At 73.4% G+C, this 18419-nt stretch carries 18 protein-coding genes; 5 read left to right on the forward strand and 13 right to left on the reverse strand.

Translation table 11 applies throughout. The features are described from left to right. Window positions 1-2: 2 nt before the first annotated feature. Window positions 3-2054, reverse strand: coding sequence for an AAA family ATPase (locus J3473_RS09330; RefSeq protein WP_242525789.1), 2052 nt, complete (start codon window positions 2052-2054; stop codon window positions 3-5). A gap of 111 nt (window positions 2055-2165) precedes the next feature. Continuing rightward, the gene (locus J3473_RS09335; RefSeq protein ID WP_207022847.1) at window positions 2166-2660 is read right to left on the reverse strand and encodes a CoA-binding protein; all 495 of its coding nucleotides are present in this window, start codon (window positions 2658-2660) and stop codon (window positions 2166-2168) included. Window positions 2661-2766: 106 nt separating this feature from the next. Here J3473_RS09335 and J3473_RS09340 point away from each other — a divergent pair, with 106 nt between their 5' ends. Then, window positions 2767-3210, forward strand: a complete 444-nt coding sequence (locus J3473_RS09340) for a VOC family protein (RefSeq protein WP_207022848.1) — start codon at window positions 2767-2769, stop codon at window positions 3208-3210. Window positions 3211-3331: 121 nt separating this feature from the next. On the opposite strand, the gene J3473_RS09345 is transcribed toward J3473_RS09340, so the two are convergent. The 4 genes from J3473_RS09345 to J3473_RS09360 all read right to left on the reverse strand — a co-directional run bounded on the left by J3473_RS09345 (window position 3332) and on the right by J3473_RS09360 (window position 6342). Then, a complete protein-coding gene (locus J3473_RS09345; protein WP_207022849.1) occupies window positions 3332-3712 on the reverse strand; it encodes a RidA family protein in 381 nt (126 codons plus the stop codon). Window positions 3713-3808: 96 nt separating this feature from the next. Continuing rightward, window positions 3809-5374: an HNH endonuclease signature motif containing protein gene (locus J3473_RS09350; RefSeq protein ID WP_207022850.1), complete on the reverse strand. Its 1566-nt coding sequence runs from the start codon at window positions 5372-5374 to the stop codon at window positions 3809-3811. A 148-nt stretch (window positions 5375-5522) separates the two neighbouring features. Beyond that, window positions 5523-6011 (reverse strand): SRPBCC domain-containing protein, encoded by a 489-nt coding sequence (locus tag J3473_RS09355; protein WP_207022851.1) that lies wholly within the window; start codon window positions 6009-6011, stop codon window positions 5523-5525. 1 nt (window position 6012) lies between these two features. Then, window positions 6013-6342 (reverse strand): helix-turn-helix transcriptional regulator, encoded by a 330-nt coding sequence (locus tag J3473_RS09360; RefSeq protein WP_030527365.1) that lies wholly within the window; start codon window positions 6340-6342, stop codon window positions 6013-6015. A gap of 230 nt (window positions 6343-6572) precedes the next feature. Here J3473_RS09360 and J3473_RS09365 point away from each other — a divergent pair, with 230 nt between their 5' ends. Beyond that, window positions 6573-7718, forward strand: coding sequence for an acyltransferase (locus J3473_RS09365; RefSeq protein WP_207022852.1), 1146 nt, complete (start codon window positions 6573-6575; stop codon window positions 7716-7718). Window positions 7719-7736: 18 nt separating this feature from the next. Here the strand turns inward: J3473_RS09365 and J3473_RS09370 are convergent, their stop codons facing one another. The 6 genes from J3473_RS09370 to J3473_RS09395 all read right to left on the reverse strand — a co-directional run bounded on the left by J3473_RS09370 (window position 7737) and on the right by J3473_RS09395 (window position 14309). Further along, on the reverse strand, window positions 7737-8309 hold the full coding sequence (locus tag J3473_RS09370) for a 1-acyl-sn-glycerol-3-phosphate acyltransferase (RefSeq protein ID WP_207022853.1): 573 nt from the start codon (window positions 8307-8309) through the stop codon (window positions 7737-7739). Between the two features lie 60 nt (window positions 8310-8369). Further along, a complete protein-coding gene (locus J3473_RS09375; RefSeq protein ID WP_207022854.1) occupies window positions 8370-8627 on the reverse strand; it encodes a formate dehydrogenase subunit delta in 258 nt (85 codons plus the stop codon). Further along, complete coding sequence (gene fdhF, locus J3473_RS09380; RefSeq protein WP_207022855.1) at window positions 8624-11497, reverse strand: formate dehydrogenase subunit alpha; 2874 nt, start codon at window positions 11495-11497, stop codon at window positions 8624-8626. The genes J3473_RS09375 and fdhF overlap by 4 nt, the downstream gene beginning before the upstream one ends. Then, window positions 11494-13074, reverse strand: coding sequence for an NADH-ubiquinone oxidoreductase-F iron-sulfur binding region domain-containing protein (locus tag J3473_RS09385; protein ID WP_207022856.1), 1581 nt, complete (start codon window positions 13072-13074; stop codon window positions 11494-11496). The genes fdhF and J3473_RS09385 overlap by 4 nt, the downstream gene beginning before the upstream one ends. Beyond that, on the reverse strand, window positions 13071-13556 hold the full coding sequence (locus J3473_RS09390) for an NAD(P)H-dependent oxidoreductase subunit E (protein ID WP_242525790.1): 486 nt from the start codon (window positions 13554-13556) through the stop codon (window positions 13071-13073). The genes J3473_RS09385 and J3473_RS09390 overlap by 4 nt, the downstream gene beginning before the upstream one ends. Before the next feature lie 261 nt (window positions 13557-13817). Further along, window positions 13818-14309, reverse strand: coding sequence for a cupin domain-containing protein (locus J3473_RS09395; RefSeq protein WP_207022857.1), 492 nt, complete (start codon window positions 14307-14309; stop codon window positions 13818-13820). 57 nt (window positions 14310-14366) lie between these two features. Here J3473_RS09395 and J3473_RS09400 point away from each other — a divergent pair, with 57 nt between their 5' ends. The 3 genes from J3473_RS09400 (at window position 14367) to J3473_RS09410 (ending at window position 18027) form a co-directional block, all read left to right on the forward strand. Beyond that, complete coding sequence (locus J3473_RS09400; protein WP_242525791.1) at window positions 14367-15011, forward strand: TetR/AcrR family transcriptional regulator; 645 nt, start codon at window positions 14367-14369, stop codon at window positions 15009-15011. 126 nt (window positions 15012-15137) lie between these two features. Beyond that, window positions 15138-15407, forward strand: coding sequence for a 30S ribosomal protein S15 (rpsO, locus tag J3473_RS09405; RefSeq protein WP_030527353.1), 270 nt, complete (start codon window positions 15138-15140; stop codon window positions 15405-15407). Between the two features lie 196 nt (window positions 15408-15603). Continuing rightward, complete coding sequence (locus tag J3473_RS09410) at window positions 15604-18027, forward strand: polyribonucleotide nucleotidyltransferase (protein WP_207022858.1); 2424 nt, start codon at window positions 15604-15606, stop codon at window positions 18025-18027. A 157-nt stretch (window positions 18028-18184) separates the two neighbouring features. On the opposite strand, the gene J3473_RS09415 is transcribed toward J3473_RS09410, so the two are convergent. Next, complete coding sequence (locus tag J3473_RS09415; RefSeq protein ID WP_169742042.1) at window positions 18185-18322, reverse strand: hypothetical protein; 138 nt, start codon at window positions 18320-18322, stop codon at window positions 18185-18187. Between the last annotated feature and the right edge of the window lie 97 nt (window positions 18323-18419).

Raw genomic sequence — 18419 nt, forward strand, 5'->3', positions numbered from 1 at the left:
CGTCAGCCGGTCAGCACCTCGGGCAGCGGCTCGGAGTGCACGACGACGAGGGCCGACACGGCCCGGGTCAGCACGACGTAGAGGCGCCGCAGGCCGGTGCGCTCGTCCGGCTCGCCGCGCACGACGGCCGCCGGCTCGACGACGACGACGCGGTCGAACTCGAGGCCCTTGGCGATGCTCGCCGGCACGAGCTCGACCTGACGGTCCTCGTCGTCCCCGTGGTCGGCGTCGAGCCGTCCGTGCGGGATGCCCGCGGTGGTCAGCGCCGACGAGACGGCGGTGACGAACGCGTCGGGCACGATGACGCCCACCGACCCGGGCTCGTCCGTCAGCGAGCGCACGGCGTCGACCACCGCGAGCGAGCGACGCTCCGGGTCGGCGCGCAGGACGTCGAGGCGGCCGGGGTCGTCGCGCACCGAGACCGGCGCCGCCAGCCCCGGTGCGACGAGGGGCAGCAGGCGCGCGGCGTAGTCGATGACGAGGGCCGGGACGCGGAAGCCGCGGTCGAGGACGACGAGCTCGTGCTCGGTCCGACCGAGGTGGCGCATCGCCTCCTCCCAGGACGGGGTCGCCCACGGGGTGGTGCCCTGCGCGATGTCCCCGAGGACGGTCAGGCTGCCGGTCGAGGCCCGACGACCGACGGCCCGCAGCTGCATCGGGGAGAGGTCCTGCGCCTCGTCGACGATGACGTGGCCGAGGCTCGGCGTGCGGTCGAGGAGGTCGGCCAGCTCGTCGAGGAGCGCCATGTCGGCCCGCGACCAGCGCGCTGCCCCCTTGCTGCGGGGCGGCCTCTCCCAGAGCAGGACCCGCTGCTCGTCCTCGGTGAGGACGCCGTCCGCCGCGGCGGCCAGCGCATCGGCGTCCGAGAGCAGGCCGAAGAGCACGGCGGCCGGGTCGAGTGCCGGCCAGAGGTCCTTCGTCGCGGTGCGGACCGGTGCCGAGCGGGCGATCGAGTCCTGCACGGTGTCGCCCGGGAAGTCGCCCGAGCGCTCGATCTGGAGCATCACGAGGTGGGCCAGGCGCTGGGGGAGGAGCTCGCGGGCGGCGGAGTAGCGGACCCCGCGGGTGACGAGCCCGTCGAGCTCGTCCTGCACCTCGTAGGCAGGGACGCGCCAGCGGCGTGAGCCACGGGGGACGACGAGCGCGTCGTGAGCTCGGGCGACGTTGCGCCACACCGCGGCCCGCAGGACCTCGGCCAAGCGGGCGTCGCCCTTGAGGAGCGCGACCTCGGTGGGGTCGTCGGCGCGCACGCGGCCGTGGTCGAGGAGGGTGTCGACGGTCGCGTGCTGCACCCGCACCTCGCCGAGCGAGGGCAGGACCGCGCCGATGTGGTCGAGGAAGGCGCGGTTGGGGCCGACGACGAGGACGCCGGCCCGGTCGAGGCGCCGGCGGAAGGAGTAGAGCAGCCACGCCGCCCGGTGCAGGCCGACGGCGGTCTTGCCGGTGCCGGGCGCCCCCTGCACGCAGATGCTCGTCGCGAGGTCGGAGCGGACGATCTCGTCCTGCTCGGGCTGGATCGTGGAGACGATGTCGCGCATCGGGCCGGAGCGGGGCCGCTCGATCTCGGCGGCGAGGATGCCGCTGCGGTCGGCGGCGTCTCCGGCGACGAGGCGCTCGTCCTCGTAGGCGGTGAGGCGGCCGCGGTCGACGCCGAACCGGCGCCGCAGCTCGACGCCCATCGGCTCGGCGGGGGAGGCGCGGTAGAACGCCGTCGAGATGGGCGCTCGCCAGTCGACGACGACCGGGTCGCCGTGGGCGTCGCCGACGTGCCGCCGCCCGACGTGGAAGGTCTCCTCGCCGTGCTCGGTGCGGCAGTCGATGCGGCCGAAGAAGAGCGTGGTGCGCGGGTCGTCCTGGAGCGAGGCGACGCGGCGGGCGAGGACCAGGTCGAGGTAGGCCGCGTTGAAGGCGTCGGCCGCGGTCGACACGTCGAGCCGCTCGGTGGTCTCGCGCATCCGGCGCAGCTCGTCGCGCGCGTGGTCGAGGTGGGCCTGCTCGCGGGCGAGCACGTCGTCGGTGGGGGTGGTCGGGTGGTGGGCGGTCGTCGTGGGCACGGCGGAGCCGCCTCCTGCGGTGTGTGGGGTTCCCATGCTGGCGAACCGATGATGGTACACCCGGTGGGGGTAGGTGCGTCCAGCCCTCGGGACGTCCGGCGGTCGGTCGCGTCAGACGGTCCGGGGGACCGTCCCCGTCCACGTGAGGACGCGGCACATCGCGTGGTGCACGCCGTCACCCTCGGGGTGGAACATGATCGGGCAATCACCGGCGATGACCGTCGCGCCGGCCGCCCGCGCGCGCACCACCGCCTCGGGGGAGACGGAGCCGGCGCCGGTCGAGCGGTGCAGCCAGAGTCGGCGGACGCCCGAGTCGAGAGACTCCTCGACGCTCTCGAGCGCGTGCGCGGCGGACGTGGCGACGACGACCGCGTCGACACCACCGGGCACGGCCTGCACCGTCGGGTAGGCCGGGTCCCCCTCGACCTCGGTCGCGTGCGGGTTGACCGCGAAGACCTCGTAGCCGTGGTCGCGCAGCCATGTGTAGACGGTGTTCGCGCCGTGGCCCCGCGGGGTGCGCGAGACGCCGGTCACGGCGATGCGGCGCTGGGCGAGGACGTCGGCGGCCGCGACGCGGACCGGGATGGTGGTGGGTGTGGTGGCCATCGTGGGGCCTCCTTCTCGACGCCTCCCGATGCTCCCACCGCGGTCGCTGTCGCGCTGTTCCGTGGGTCACGCACCCGGTGTCGGTGGATGGGTCCACACTCGGCGCATGGATCGCTCAGCGCTGCCCGTCCAGGTCGTCATCGACTGCGCCGACCCCGCCGCCCTCGCGGAGTTCTGGGCCGGCGCCCTCGCCCCGCGGGGCTACGCGGTGCCGGCGCCGCCGGGTGGGTTCGCCGACTGGCCGTCCTTCCTCGCGGCGCAAGGCCTGCCGGAGGAGCGGTTCAACGACGCCTCGGCGCTCGAGGCCGAGGGGCAGCCGCGCCTCTTCTTCCAGCGGGTGCCCGAGCCCAAGGAGGGCAAGAACCGCCTCCACCTCGACCTGCTCGGCGGGGGCGGGCCCTCCGTGCCGATGGAGGAGCAGCGCCGTCGGGTCGCCGCCGAGGTCGAGCGCCTCGAGGGGCTCGGCGCGGTCCGGGGCGAGGAGCACGCCGAGATGGGCGTCCACTGGGTGACGATGCGCGACCCCGAGGGCAACGAGTTCTGCGTCTGAGCGCTGCGGGCGACGGTGGCCGGCGCCGGGACGTGGCCGGTGGCGCGGGACGTGGGGCGATCACCCCCAGTCCGACGCCACGGGCGCCGCCCAGCGCGCTGCCACGGTCGGCGACGTCACGTCAGCCCACGTAGGCCGTCATCCTGATCGAGACCAGCACACCGGGGATCACGGCACCGAGCTTCGCGGCGTACCGCGCGGGCGGCGTGGCAGGGACCCACTGCGCGTAGGCGGCGTTCATCCCGGGGAAGTCGTCGGGGTCGTGCAGCAGGATCCCGACCTCGACGACGTCGTCATTCGAGCCCCCGGCCGCCTCGACGACCGCGGTGCAGTTGGCGAGGGCCTGCGTGGTCTGGGCGCCGATGGTCTCACCGGCCAGGGCACCGGTCGCGGGGTCGACACCGACGGTCCCCGAGACGTGGACGAACCCGCCGGCCTTGGTCCCCTGCGCGAAGAGCGGGTTGCGGGGCGCCGCGTCCGTGGTGATGACCTCGACTGCCATGGGGACAGCGTGCCCGAGCGGTGCCCCGGACGCCAGAGCCCGGGCAGAGCGGCATCCCGGTGCGGGCACGACGACGACGCCCAGTGCGAACGAGGGTCAGAAGGGTGGGGTGGCGGGGAACGGGTCGCGTCGTCTCGGTGGGTGCAGACCGGTGACCCGGTACGTGCGCACCGGCCGATGGACCTCGATGCGGCACCCGCGGGTCACGGGTGGGCCGGTGCCACCGCGGTGCTCGAGGCCGAACTCGAGCGCCGAGTGCGGCGCCCGGGTCTGCGCGTCGCGTCGGACCTGGGGAGGCGGCGGGTCCGGGGCACGTGCCGGGAGCACCAGCGGCCGGTGGTCGAGGGGGTGCGTGGTGCGGACCGCGCCGGTGGGGTCGGTCCAGTGGAGGGAGCCGTCGGCGGACATCCGAACCGACCACCCCGGCCGCTGCTTGACGCGGTGGTGGCGGCGGCAGAGGCAGGCGAGGTTGGCGGCGCTCGTCGGCCCCAGCGGCCAGGCGAGGACGTGGTCGAGGTCGCAGAACCGGGCGGAGACCTGACAGCCGGGGAAGCGGCACCGCCCGTCCCGGGCGCGGACCAGCGCGGCCAGTCGGGCACCGGGCCGGTAGGCGTCCGTCGCGAGCTCGTCGTCGGGGTCGGTGAGGGCGCCGCTGGTGGGGTGGAGCACCGGGGACGCCGGAGCGGTGACGGGCGTCGCGCGAGCCAACCATCCGCGGGGCACGAGGTCGGGGTCGCCGGCGTGCAGGCCGTGGACGGTGACGAGGTCGCGGTCGTCGAGGGGGGTGACGTCGCTAGGGGCCGCGACCACCTGAGCGTCGGCGGGAGCGACGAGCTGCACCCGCACGTCGACCGTCGCGTTCGACGTGACGAGGTCGGTGAGCGCCTTGGCCCGGGCCCGCTCGAGGTGCTCGCAGGTCCCGTCGTCGACGTAGTGGCGGGCGAGGGTGTCGATGGCCGCCCACGCCGCGCAGGCGTCCTCGGACGGGAAGGTCCCGAGCCACGTGTCGACCCCTGGCTCGTCGACCCAGCGCCGCAGCCCCGAGGCCGCTCGCGCACGGACCGCCCTCTGCCGCAGCAGGTCCGGGGAGATGGCGGCCAGCACCCGCCGTGTCCGTCGGCGCAACCGGGCGGCGTCCTCGCGGTCGAACCACGGGCCGAGGGTGGCGACGACGCCGGAGGCGACCTCGGCCGGCACCTCCTCCAGCTCGGCCGCGACGACCTGCGCGCGGTAGGCGTCGAGCCGCCCCTCCGCCATCGCCGTGTGGAGCCCGCCGAGGCCGGTGCTCGTCGCCGGGCCGTCGGCCGCACGCCGCACCGCGTCGCGCACCCGGCGTTCCGCGTGTACCGCCGACACCGACAGCGCACCCGACACGACGGCCGGTGCGTCGAGGGCGATGTGCCCCGGCGCCCGGTGGGTCTCGACCAGCTCGCCCGTCTCCAGCACGACCGGCTCGATCGCCGCGAGCCGGACGATGGCCTCGTCCTGCGCCGCGGCGACCACGTCGGCGAGGGCCTGGAGCTCGCGGAGCGCGTGCGCCCAGTCGGCGACCGAACCACCCACGAGGGTGGGGGAGAGCGCCTCTGCGACGAGCGTGCGTGCACCGACCGCAGCGGCAGTGACGTCCGCAGCATTCGCCCGGCGCTGCGTGCTGATGGCCATCGGCTCCCCCTCCCCTCGTGACCCCATCCTACTCCCCGAACCCGCCGAGCGGAAGACTCATCAACAGTCAAAACCATTGTGACACAACGGAAGTATGGGAGAAGAGGGTCCGGCGTGACGGTCGTGACGAGCGGCCCGGGTGCCGCCCTCAGCCGCGCGCGAGGAACGCGTCGATCTGCCCGATGGCGGACCGCGCCCCCTCCTCCATCCCCATGTCGAGGACCTGCTGCAGCGCCTCGGCGCTGGCGTAGGTCGTCGTGTAGACCGCGCGGGTGCCGCCCTCGGTCGCCGAGAAGTCGTAGACGCACTCCGAGACGGGCAGCTCGGGGTTGGGCGTCAGGTCCTCGTGGGCGAAGCCGTCGCGGAAGGTGAACCGCTCCGTCGGCTCCACGCCCGTCACGTCCCAGTAGCCGGCGAACTTCTCGCCCTCCGGGGAGGTCATGTAGTACGTCGTCCGGGTGCCGGCGCGCAGCTCGTGGTCGACGAACGTCGCCGGGTACTCCGGCGGGCCCCAGACCTGCTCGAGCTGGCGCGGGTCCTCGTAGAGCGCCCACACCCGGGCGACCGGGGCGGCGAACTCCGCGGTGATGGTCAGGGTGTGGTTCTCGACGTCCTTGGCGATGTCGGTGACGGGCATGTCAGGTCTCCTCGGTGAGCAACAGGTCGATCCGGGCGATCCGTCCCCGCCAGACCGCCTCGAGCTCGTCGAGCATCGAGGCGACCGACCGGACGGCCTCCACGTCACCGCTGGCCAGCTGCTCACGACCGTGACGTCGCTTCGTCAGCAGGCCCGCCCTCTCCAGGACGGCGACGTGCTTCTGGACGGCGGCGAAGCTCATGTCGTAGCCCGCCGCCAGCGTCGTGACCGAGTGCTCTCCGGCGAGGACCCGGCGCAGGATGTCGCGTCGCGTCCGGTCGGCGAGCGCGTGGAACAGCGCGTCCGCGCGGTCCTCGCTGCTCCCGGTCACGAGATCAACATACAATCAAACGGTTGTATGTTGTCAAGGGCGGGCTCGGCGAGGGGAGGGGGCGTCGGCGTGACGTACCTCGCACGCGACGGAGCCCCCGGCGAGCCATCCCGTCGCGGGCTCCGACCGCCTGACCTGCGGCGCAGTGCATTCCCGAGCGCTTTCAGCGACCTGAGACCCGGGGCCTGCCGACTTGAGCCGCGGCACGACCCCTCGGCAAGGTCGTGGGGATGGAGCTGCTGACCCGCCGGCCGGCCCTCCCCGCGCTCACCGGCCTGCGAGCCGTCGCCGCGGTGTGGGTCGTCCTCTTCCACTACCGCGAGGAGATCCTCGCCCTCGAGCCTTCGCTCGCGCCCCTCGACACCTTCATGCGGGCGGGCTACCTCGGTGTCGACCTCTTCTTCGCCCTGAGCGGCTTCGTCCTCGCGTACACGTACGCCGACCGGATGCGCGCCTTCCGCTGGCGCGACACGCGCTCGTTCGTCCGCAACCGCTTCGCGCGGGTCTGGCCCGTGCACGTCGTCGCCCTGCACGTCGACGTCCTCACCGCCTTCCTCCTCGGCACCCTCGGGCGCACCGTCGAGGACAGCCGCCGCACCGGCGACGCCTACCTCCAGAACCTCGGGATGGTCCACTACTGGGTCAGCGACCGCCCGAGCTTCAACACCCCGGCGTGGTCGATCAGCGCCGAGTGGTTCGCCTACCTGCTCGCGCCGCTCCTCTTCGTCGCCGTCGCGCGCCTGCGCCGGTCCTCCACCGCGCTGGTCCTCGCCGCCGCCAGCTACGGCGTCATGCTCTGGATCTTCGCGACGATGGCCCTGCCGAACGGCAACCTCGAGAACATGTTCTGGGTCCGGATCATGTTCGAGTTCGTCGGTGGGATGCTCCTCTGCCTCGCCTGGGTGCGCGGAGGGGCGCGCCTGGGCCGCCTCGTCCCCGTCCTGCCGCTGGCGCTCGTCGTCACCGCCGTCGTCCCCCAGGCGTCGGCGGGGCGCTACTGGATGGCGCCCGCCCTCGGCCTCGGGGTCGCCGCGCTGGCGGCCTCGTCCGGGTGGCTCGCCCAGGTCCTCTCGCTGCGGTGGCTCGTCGCCGCGGGCGAGGCGTCGTTCGCGCTCTACATGGTCCACTGGCTCTTCGAGTGGCCGGTCGAGCAGGCCGTCGGCCTGGCGGCGGGCGACCCGTGGCTGGCGCAGCTCGTGCTCGTCGGGCTCGTGGGCGTCCTGGCACTCGCCTCGTGGCTGATGATGGTCCTCGTCGAGCGCCCGGCCCGCCGCCTCATCGTCACCGGTCGCCGCCCCCGGCAGGACGAGCCGACCGTCAGCGCGACGGCCCCGGTGCCGGCCGTGCCCCGACCGGAGCTGGTCGGCCTCCGGTGAGCGCCGGCTGCCGTACGGTCACGCCCCGGTGGGGCGGTCCTCCTCGCGCAGGCGCGGCTCGGTGCGCTTCTCGGGGTGGATCCCGCGCTTGTCGCGGTAGAACTCCCGGACGAGGTCCATGTCGGCGCGGACGTCGGGCGTCGCCGTGATGGTCGGCCCGAATCCTGCTGTGCGGGAGGGGCCGTCGATGAACGCCAGCGCGATCGGCAGCTTGGCCGCGCGCGCGATCCGCCAGAACCCCGACTTCCAGTACTCGCCGCGGTCGCGCGTGCCCTCGGCGGCGAGGATGAGCAGGAACGGCTCCCCGCTGCGGGCCTCGCGCACCAGCTCGCGCACGACCTGACCGGGGTTCCCGCGGTCCAGCGGGATGCCCCCGAGGCGGTGCAGCAGCCAGCCGAGCGGGCCCCTGAACAGCTCCTGCTTGATGAGCACGCGCGGCGTGACGTCGCCGCGCCACATGACGAGCAGCATCATCACGAAGTCCCAGTTGGACGTGTGCGGCGCCCCGACGAGGACGCCGGTGCGGGGGACCTCGCCGACGGCCGTCCACCGGGCCAGGCGCAGCACGGTCTTGGCCAGGGCGACGCGCATCGGGACCTCTCCGCGGCCGGCCCGTCCGGCGCGCGGCACCACGCTAGCGCTCCGCCCGCGTCAGCCCCCGGAGGGCTCTCGCACCTCGGAGCGGTCGATGTCGCCGTCGACGAGGTCCTCGGCGGCCCGTACGAGCAGCGGGTGGAGGTCGGTCTCGCCGCGCCGGACGCGCGCCAGCAGCTCGTGCCGCATCCGCGGCTCCCAGAACTTCTTGATGTGGGTCGCGAGCTCCTCGGCCGCCTTCTCCGGCGGCAGCGCCTCGAAGTTGCGGACGAGGTCGTGCCCGAGCCGGACGACCGGGGGGACGCCGCCGCTCACCGGCGGTGCCTCGCCATCGCGCCCGCCGGCATCGGGGCACCGCGCTCCTCGGGTGCGGCGCCGCTCTCGGCCCGCGCGGCCTCGGTCGCCACCGTCACCTGGACGGCCGTCACCTTGTACTCGGGGCAGTTGGTGGCCCAGTCGGAGTTCTCGGTCGTCACGACGTTGGCGCCGGTCACCGGGTGGTGGAAGGTCGTGTAGACGACGCCGGCGGGCATCCGGTCCGAGACGAGCGCGGTGAGCCGGGTCGCGCCGACGCGCGAGGCGAGCTCGACGACGTCGCCGTCGCGGATGCCGCGCAGCTCGGCGTCGGACGGATGGATCTCGAGCACGTCGGCTGGGTGCCACGTCGAGTTCGGCGTCCGGCGGGTCTGCGCGCCGACGTTGTACTGCGAGAGGATGCGCCCCGTCGTCAGCACGAGGGGGAAGCGGCGGTTGGCGCGCTCGGTGGTGGGCACGTAGACCGTCGGGGTCAGCTGGCCCAGCCCGCGGACGAACTGCCCGACGTGCATCGTCGGGGTGCCGTGCGGCGCGGCGTCGGTGACCGGCCACTGCATCGAGCCCTCGGCGTCGAGCCGGGCGAACGAGACGCCGGCGAACGTCGGTGTGGTCGAGGCGATCTCGTCCATGATCTCGGCGGTCGAGCCGTACGACATCGGGTAGCCCATCGCGGTCGCGAGCTCGCACACGACCTGCCACTCGTCCTTGCCGACGCGGCTCGGCATGACCGGCCGCACCCGGTTGAGCCGGCGCTCGGCGTTGGTGAACGTACCGTCCTTCTCGAGGAACGACGTGCCGGGCAGGAAGACGTGGGCGAAGCGCGCCGTCTCGTTGAGGAAGAGGTCCTGGACCACCACCATCTGCATCGAGCGCAGCGCGGCCTCGACGTGCTGGGTGTTGGGGTCGGACTGAGCGATGTCCTCGCCCTGCACGTAGAGCCCGAGGAAGGACCCGCCGATCGCGGAGTCGAACATGTTGGGGATGCGCAGCCCCGGCTCCGGCTGGATGGTGACGCCCCACAGCGACTCGTAGATCTCGCGCACCTCGGGCCGGGACACGTGCCGGTAGCCCGGCAGCTCGTGCGGGAAGGAGCCCATGTCGCAGGAGCCCTGCACGTTGTTCTGGCCGCGCAGCGGGTTGACGCCGACGCCTTCGCGCCCGAGGTTGCCGGTGAGCATCGCGAGGTTGGCCATCCCCATGACCATCGTCGAGCCCTGGCTGTGCTCGGTGACGCCGAGGCCGTAGTAGATGGCGGAGTTCGGTCCGGCCGCGTACAACCGTGCGGCGGAACGCAGCTCGTCGGCCGGGATGCCGGTCTCGGCCTCCGTGGCCTCGGGTGAGTGCTCGGGCCGGGCGATGAACTCGAGGTAGCCCTCCGCGCCCTCGGTGCGGGTGCGGACGAACTCCTCGTCGAGCAGGCCCTCGGTGACGATGACGTGCGCCATCGCGTTGACGAAGGCGACGTTCGTGCCCGGCCGCACCGGCAGGTGGTGCGCGGCCTCGACGTGCGGGCTGCGGACGAGGTCGATGCGCCGGGGGTCGGCGACGATGATCCGCGCGCCGGCCCGCAGGCGCTTCTTCATCCGTGAGGCGAAGACCGGGTGCGCGTCGGTCGGGTTGGCCCCGATGAGGAGCATGACGTCGGCCTGCTCGACCGAGCGGAAGTCCTGGGTGCCGGCCGAGGTGCCGAAGGCGTGGTTGAGCCCGTAGCCGGTGGGGGAGTGGCAGACCCGTGCGCAGGTGTCGACGTTGTTGTTGCGGAACGCCGCCCGCACCATCTTCTGGACGACGTACACCTCCTCGTTCGTGCAGCGCGAGGACGAGATGCCGCCGATGGACCCGACGCCGTGCTCGGCCTGGATGCGCCGGAAGCCCTCGGCCGCCGTCCGGATCGCCTCGTCCCAGGAGACGACGCGCCACTCGTCGTCGATCGACTCGCGCACCATCGGCTGCAGCTGCCGGTCGTCGTGCGCCGCGTACCCGTAGGCGAAGCGGCCCTTGACGCACGAGTGCCCCTCGTTCGCGCCGCCGTCCTTCCACGGCACCATGCGGACGACGCGGGTGTCGTCCCCCGAGCCCTGCACCTCGGCCTTGAACGAGCAGCCGACGCCGCAGTACGCGCACGTCGTGACGACCGAGCGGGTCGGCATCCCGAGCTGCACGACGGACCGCTCCGTCAGCGCCTCGGTCGGGCAGGCCTGCACGCAGGCGCCGCACGAGACGCACTCGGAGTGCAGGAAGTCGGTGCCGCCGGCCGAGATCCGCGAGTCGAAGCCGCGCCCCTCGACGGTGAGGGCGAACGTCCCCTGCGTCTCGGAGCAGGCACGCACGCAGCGCGAGCAGACGATGCAGGCGGCCGGGTCGTAGTCGAAGTAGGGGTTGGAGCGGTCGGTGGTGTCGGCGAGGTGGCTCGCGCCGTCGAGGCCGTACCGGACCTCGGCGACCCCGGTCTCGCGCGCCCACTTCTGCATCTCGCAGCTGCCGCGGGCGCAGCCGGCGCAGTCGGTCGGGTGGTCCGAGAGGTAGAGCTCCATGACGTTCCGGCGCAGGTCCTGCACCTGCTCGGTGCGGGTGCTGACGACCATGCCGTCGGTGCACGGGGTCGTGCACGACGCAGGGGTGCCCTTGCCGCCCTCGACCTCGACGAGGCAGAGCCGGCAGGACCCGAACGCCTTGAGCGAGTCGGTGGCGCAGAGCTTGGGGATCTCGATGCCGACCTCGGCGGCGGCGCGCATCACCGAGGTGCCGGCGGGCACCGTGACCTCGCGGCCGTCGATGCTCATGGTGGCGGGCGCACCGCCCCTGACCGGCGGTGTGCCGTGGTCGGTCTCGGACGCCAGGGCGTCGGGTCGCTCGTCGATGGTGGTCATGGCCGCGCTCCTCCGGTGGTGCTGGTGGCTGACTCGGGCATCGCGTCGGTGGCGGCGTCGGCCGCGGCGGGCTCGACACCGAAGTCCTCGGGCCAGTGCTCGAGGGCGCTGCGGACCGGCATCGGGGTGAGGCCGCCCATCGCGCAGAGCGAGCCCTTGGTCATCGTCGCGCAGAGGTCCTCGAGGAGGACCAGGTTGGACTCGCGCTGTGTCCCGGCCCGGATGCGGTCGATGACCTCGACGCCGCGGGTCGAGCCGACGCGGCACGGGGTGCACTTGCCGCAGGACTCCTTGGCGCAGAACTCCATCGCGAACCGCGCCATCGCACCGGCGTCCATCGAGTCGTCGAAGACGACCACACCGCCGTGGCCGACCATGGCGCCGGCCTCGGCGAAGGCCTCGTAGTCCATCGGCAGGTCGAACCGCGACGGGGGCAGGTACGCGCCGAGCGGGCCGCCGACCTGGACGGCCTTGACCGGCCGCCCGGACGCCGTGCCCCCGCCGTAGCCCTCGACGAGCTCACGCAGCGAGATGCCGAAGTCGGCCTCGACGACCCCGCCGCGGGCGACGTTGCCCGCGAGCTGGAAGACCTGGGTGCCCCGGCTGCGACCCGTGCCGAGTGCGGCGTACGCCGCGCCGCCGTCGGCGAGGACCATCGGGACGGCCGAGAGCGTGAGGACGTTGTTGACGACCGTCGGCCGGCCGAACAGCCCCTCGAGCGCGGGGATCGGCGGCTTGGCGCGCACCTCGCCCCGCCTGCCCTCGAGGGACTCGAGCATCGACGTCTCCTCGCCGCAGATGTACGCGCCGGCCCCGACGCGGACGTCGAGGTCGAAGCGGCGACCGCTGCCGAGCACCGACGCCCCGAGGACGCCGTGCGCGTACGCGACGTCGATGGCGCGACGCAGGGTGCGGATGGCGTGCGGGTACTCGGAACGCAGGTAGACGAACCCCTCGGTCGCGCCGGTGGCCATCGCGGCGATCGTCATGCCCTCGACGAGGGTGAAGGGGTCGCCCTCGATGAGCATCCGGTCGGCGAACGTGCCGGAGTCGCCCTCGTCGGCGTTGCAGCAGACGAACTTCGTGTCGGCCTGCGCCGTGCGGACGGTCTCCCACTTGATGCCGGCGGGGAAGCCGGCGCCTCCGCGGCCGCGCAGCCCGGAGTCGGTGACCTCGCGGACGACCTGGGCGGGGTCGAGGGTGAGGGCGCGCTCGAGGCCGGCGAGCCCGCCGTGGGCGCGGTAGGCGGCGAGGTCGGTCGGCTCGATGACGCCGACCCGGGCGAACGAGACGCGGTGCTGGCCCGCGAGCCACGGGTGATCGTCGACCACGCCGACGCAGCGGGCGGTGTCGTCGAGCGCGCCTCCGAGCAGGGCGTCGACGTCGCCGGGTGCGACGTTCGCGTAGCCGACCCGTCCGTCGTCGGTCTCGAGCTCGACGAGGGGCTCGAGCCAGAGCATGCCGCGGGAGCCGTTGCGGCGGACGGTGGCGCCGGCCGCCTCGAGGGCCGCGGCGACGTCGTCGGCCCCCACCGAGACGGCGGCGGCGTCGGCCGGCACCCAGACGACGGGGTTCACGCCGGCCACCCCTCGGTGAGGGCGTCGAGCCGGTCGGGGGTGAGCCGGCCGTGGAGGGCGCCGTCGAGCATCCCGGACGGGCCGAGCGCGCAGTTGCCGAGGCAGAAGACCTCGCCGACCTCGACGTCCGTCGAACCGGCCCACCGGTCGGCGGCGGCCGCGACGGTGGCCTCGGCGCCGCGCGCCTGGCAGGCCTCGGCGCGGCAGAGCGTGACGCGGTGCGCGGTCGGGGGAGTGCGGCGCAGGTCGTGGTAGAAGGTCAGCACGCCGAGGACGTCGGCCCGGCTGAGGTTGAGGACGTCGGCGACGACCGGCACGTCGTCGTCGTGGACGTAGCCGTGCTGGTGGACGACCGCGTGGAGCACCGGCAGGAGCGGCCCGCGCATCGAGGCCATCCCCTCGGCGAGCGCCCGCACGGCGGCCGCGCGCCCGGGGTCGGCCGGCGCCGGGGCCGGTGCAGGGCTGGGTCCTCGCTGGCGCACGTCGTCCACCTCTCTGTGGGGTCGCTCACCTGTCCGGGCAGCCTACGACGGACCCGCCGGTAGCGGCAGGTCCTCCGGCCCGCGGCGCAGCCCCCCGAGCACGACGCGCCCTTGCCCCGCGGGCAACCGCGTCGGCTCTGGTCCGCTCTCCCGGGTGGCGGTGAGAACCCACCGCCACCCGGGCGATCACGACCAGAGCCGGGAGGCAGACGGGGAGAGCGGCGGGTCCGGGACCGCGTCGCTGCACCGGTGCCGTGCCGGTCAGGCCGGGAGCGGAGGCCCGACCACCTCCAGGCCGTACCGCGGACCGACCTCGTTCCACCGCGCGATCTCCTGCGTCGTCGTCAGGCCCTCGCCATCGCCCGGGACGTGCATCCCGCCGGCCGGGACCCCCACCTCGTCGTAGAGGTCCATCAGCCCTCCGGGCGCCGTGAGCGAGAGGAAGCGGGCGGGAGCGGAGCCCCGGATGCGGAAGGCGTGGGGAACCCCGAGCGGCAACCAGAGGAACGCTCCGGCGGTCAGCTCGTGCCGCTGGTCACCGGCGAGGTAGTCGACGACCCCCTCGAGGACCAGGAGTGCCTCCGCCTCACGGGTGTGGCGGTGCACCGGTGTGGCGACGCCCGGCGGCTGGGTCACGAGGGAGACACCGAGGGCGCCGCCCGACTGCCGGGCGGTCAGGAGGTGCTCGAAGAGCGACCCCATGGCCCAGGTGCCGGGACCCTGCCCGCTGCGGTGCACGACGATGGTGTCCATGAGGCCTCCCTCATTGGTCCGAAGAAGCTTCGGACGAATATCGCTACGCTAGGACGCGTGCCCGACGCCGTCAAGACCCGCCTCTACCGCTCGCCGCTGCGCGCGGCCCGGGCCGCCGCCACCCGTGGGGCGGTCCTCGACGCCGCGCGCGAGCTGTTCGCCGACCGGGGGTATGCCGCGACGAGCGTCGCCGAGGTCGCCCGGCGGGCCGGCGTCTCCGTCGACACGGTGTACACCGCGGTAGGGCGCAAGCCCCAGCTGCTCCTGGCGATCCACGACCTCGAGCTCGCCGGTGGGGTGGACGGCGTCGCCTCGCCACAGCGCGACTACGTCGCCGTCGTCCGGGCCGCCCCGACGGCGCGGGCCAAGCTCGAGGTGTACGCCGCAGCGCTCGCCGACCGGCTGCCCCGAGTGGTGCCCCTCCTCGAGTCGCTCCAGGAGGCGGCCCGCACGGACCCGGAGTGCGCAGCCGTCCTCGAGTCCCTCGAACGGCGTCGGCGCGAGATGATGGGCCACCTGGCCCACGACCTGAGGGCCGGTGGTGGCCTGCGGCGCGACCTCGACGACAGGGAGGTCGCCCACCGGCTGTGGATGGCCAACAGCGCGGCCTACTACCGGCTCTCCACGGCCGACGGTCGCTCGCCACAGGACTACGCGGCGCTCGTCCTCGAGACGTGGGTCGCGACGCTCCTCGCCGATTAGGGGTGCGTACCTGGCCGCTGGTAACCTTGCCAACTGCCGTCAGATCGGCCGCGGATCCAGAGAGCCCCGGTGAACCAGCCCGGGAGCGCCGCGCAGCAGAAACCCCCGAAGGAGAGTCGTCGCCCCATGCCGCTGAGCACCGACGTCAAGAAGCAGATCATCGCCGAGTACGGCACCACCGAGGGTGACACGGGCTCGCCCGAGGTCCAGGTCGCGCTCCTCACGCAGCGCATCAAGGACCTCACCGAGCACAGCCGTGCGCACAAGCACGACCACCACTCCCGTCGTGGCCTGCTGCTGCTGGTCGGCCGTCGCCGCCGCCTCCTGCGCTACCTGGAGAGCATCGACATCGAGCGCTACCGCTCGCTGATCAAGCGCCTCGGTCTGCGTCGTTGAGACTTCCGAGAGGGCGGTCCCCGCACACGTGTGCAGGGGCCGCCCTTCTCGCATGAACGGGCCCGGCCCGTTCGGAAGAACCCACAACTGAACATCGACAGCACGACCGGCGTCGCCCCGCGCGACGCCGCCTGAAGGACACACCCGCGCACAACGACGATGCGCGTGCGTGAATGACACGAGAGAAGGAGGCCCCGTGGAGGGTCCCGAGATCACCGCCACCGAAGCCGTCATCGACAACGGCAGCTTCGGCACCCGCACCGTTCGGTTCGAGACCGGACGCCTGGCCAAGCAGGCCGGCGGCGCCGTGAGCGCCTACCTGGACGAGGACACGATGCTCCTCTCCACCACCACCGCCGGGAAGCACCCGCGCGAGGGGTTCGACTTCTTCCCCCTGACCGTCGACGTCGAGGAGCGGATGTACGCCGCGGGCAAGATCCCCGGCTCGTTCTTCCGCCGCGAGGGCCGCCCGTCCACCGACGCGATCCTCACCTGCCGTCTCATCGACCGCCCGCTGCGCCCGACCTTCACCAAGGGCCTGCGCAACGAGGTGCAGGTCGTCATCACCGTCCTGGCGCTCAACCCGGACCACCAGTACGACGTGCTCGCCATCAACGCGGCCAGCGCCTCGACGCAGATCTCCGGCCTGCCGTTCAGCGGCCCGATCGGCGCCGTCCGCGTCAGCCTCATCGACGGCCAGTGGGTCGCCTTCCCGAACTTCAGCGACATCGAGCGCTCGACCTTCGACATGGTCGTCGCCGGCCGCGTCGCGGGTGACGACGTCGCGATCATGATGGTCGAGGCCGAGTCCACCGAGCACACCTGGGACCTCGTGAAGACCCTGGGCAAGCAGGCGCCGACCGAGGAGGTCGTCGCCGAGGGCCTCGAGGCCGCCAAGGGCTTCATCCGCACCCTGTGCGACGCGCAGGCCGAGCTCGCCCGCACCGCCGCGAAGCCGGTGCAGGAGTTCCCGGTCTTCCTCGACTACGAGGACGACGCCTACGCCGCGGTCGAGTCCGCCACCACCGGCGACCTCACCGCCGCCCTGCAGATCGCGGGCAAGCAGGAGCGCGAGGAGCGCATCGACGAGATCAAGGAGTCGATGAAGGCCTCCCTCGCCGAGCAGTTCGAGGGTCGCGAGAAGGAGCTCTCCGCCGCGTACCGCTCGGTGCAGAAGAAGCTCATCCGCGAGCGCATCCTGCGCGACAAGGTCCGCATCGACGGCCGTGGCCTCGCCGACATCCGCGCCCTGAGCGCCGAGGTCGAGGTCCTGCCGCGCGTGCACGGCTCGGCGATCTTCGAGCGCGGCGAGACCCAGATCATGGGGGTCACCACGCTCAACATGCTCCGGATGGAGCAGCAGCTCGACACCCTCTCGCCGGTGACGCGCAAGCGCTACATGCACAACTACAACTTCCCGCCGTTCTCCACCGGTGAGACCGGTCGCGTCGGGTCGCCGAAGCGTCGCGAGATCGGCCACGGCGCGCTCGCCGAGCGGGCCCTCATGCCGGTCCTGCCGACCCGCGAGGAGTTCCCCTACGCGATCCGCCAGGTCTCCGAGGCGCTGGGCTCCAACGGCTCGACCTCGATGGGCTCGGTCTGCGCGTCCACCCTGTCGCTGCTCAACGCCGGTGTGCCGCTGCGCGCCCCGGTCGCCGGCATCGCGATGGGCCTGGTCTCCGCGGAGGTCGACGGGCAGACGCAGTACGCGGCGCTCACCGACATCCTCGGTGCCGAGGACGCGTTCGGCGACATGGACTTCAAGGTCGCCGGCACCCGTGAGTTCGTCACGGCCATCCAGCTCGACACGAAGCTCGACGGCATCCCCGCCGACGTGCTGGCCGGCGCGCTGACCCAGGCCCGTGACGCCCGCTTCCACATCCTCGACGTCATGAACGAGGCCATCGACGCCCCCGACGAGATGAGCCCCTTCGCTCCCCGCGTCATCAGCGTCACGGTCCCGGTCGACAAGATCGGCGAGGTCATCGGCCCGAAGGGCAAGATGATCAACCAGATCCAGGACGACACGGGCGCCCAGATCTCGATCGAGGACGACGGCACCATCTACATCGGTGCGACCGACGGCCCGTCGGCGGAGGCGGCCCGCGCGGCCATCAACGCCATCGCCAACCCGCAGATGCCGGAGATCGGCGAGCGCTTCCTCGGGACCGTCGTCAAGACGACGACCTTCGGGGCGTTCATCTCCCTCCTGCCGGGCAAGGACGGCCTGCTGCACATCTCCGAGGTGCGCAAGCTCGTCGGCGGCAAGCGGATCGACGCGGTCGAGGACGTCCTGTCCGTCGGCCAGAAGATCCAGGTCGAGCTCAAGGAGATCGACCCGCGCGGCAAGCTGAGCCTCGCGGCGGTCACGGCCGAGGGTGACGCCGGCTCCGAGGCCGCTGCCGAGGCGCCCGCCGCCCCGGCCGCCGAGGCCCCCACCGCCCCGGTCGCCGAGGCCCCCGCGGCCGACGCGGACGCCTCCGACGACGACCACGACGAGGCCGGCGACGCCGGTGACGAGTCGGGCGAGGGCGGCGACCGTCCGCGTCGCAACCGTCGCCGTCGCGGCGGCCGCGGTCGTGGCGAGCGCTCCGGCGAGGGCGGTTCCAGCGAGGACTGACCCGGCCGGCGCCGCGCGCGTCATCCGGACCGGAGCCCCGGCACACCTGGTGTGCCGGGGCTCCGGCGCGTCAGAACGCCACCGCGGACGTCCGGGGGAACGCGAGAGGCCCGCGCCCCCGGTGGGGGTGCGGGCCTCTGGCGTGACGTGCGGCCGGTCAGGCGGCGGCGCGGGGACGCAGCTGGTGCGGCGCGCTCCAGCGCATCTCCATCCGCGTGCGGCCCTCGGCGTCGGTGACCGGGACCCAGCGCACGGCCAGGCCGGTGCGGCTCGTCGTGGTCGTGACCTTTTTCATGTCAGGCCCCCTTTCCGTGGTGTTCACCTGCTGTTCACCTTCAGGATAGCCGACGGAACCGGCAAAGGTGAACGGACGGTGAACGACGGCGCGGCGC

The sequence above is a fragment of the Phycicoccus sp. DTK01 genome, assembly GCF_017312765.1.
In the GTDB taxonomy this organism is placed as follows: Bacteria; Actinomycetota; Actinomycetes; order Actinomycetales; family Dermatophilaceae; genus Phycicoccus; species Phycicoccus jejuensis.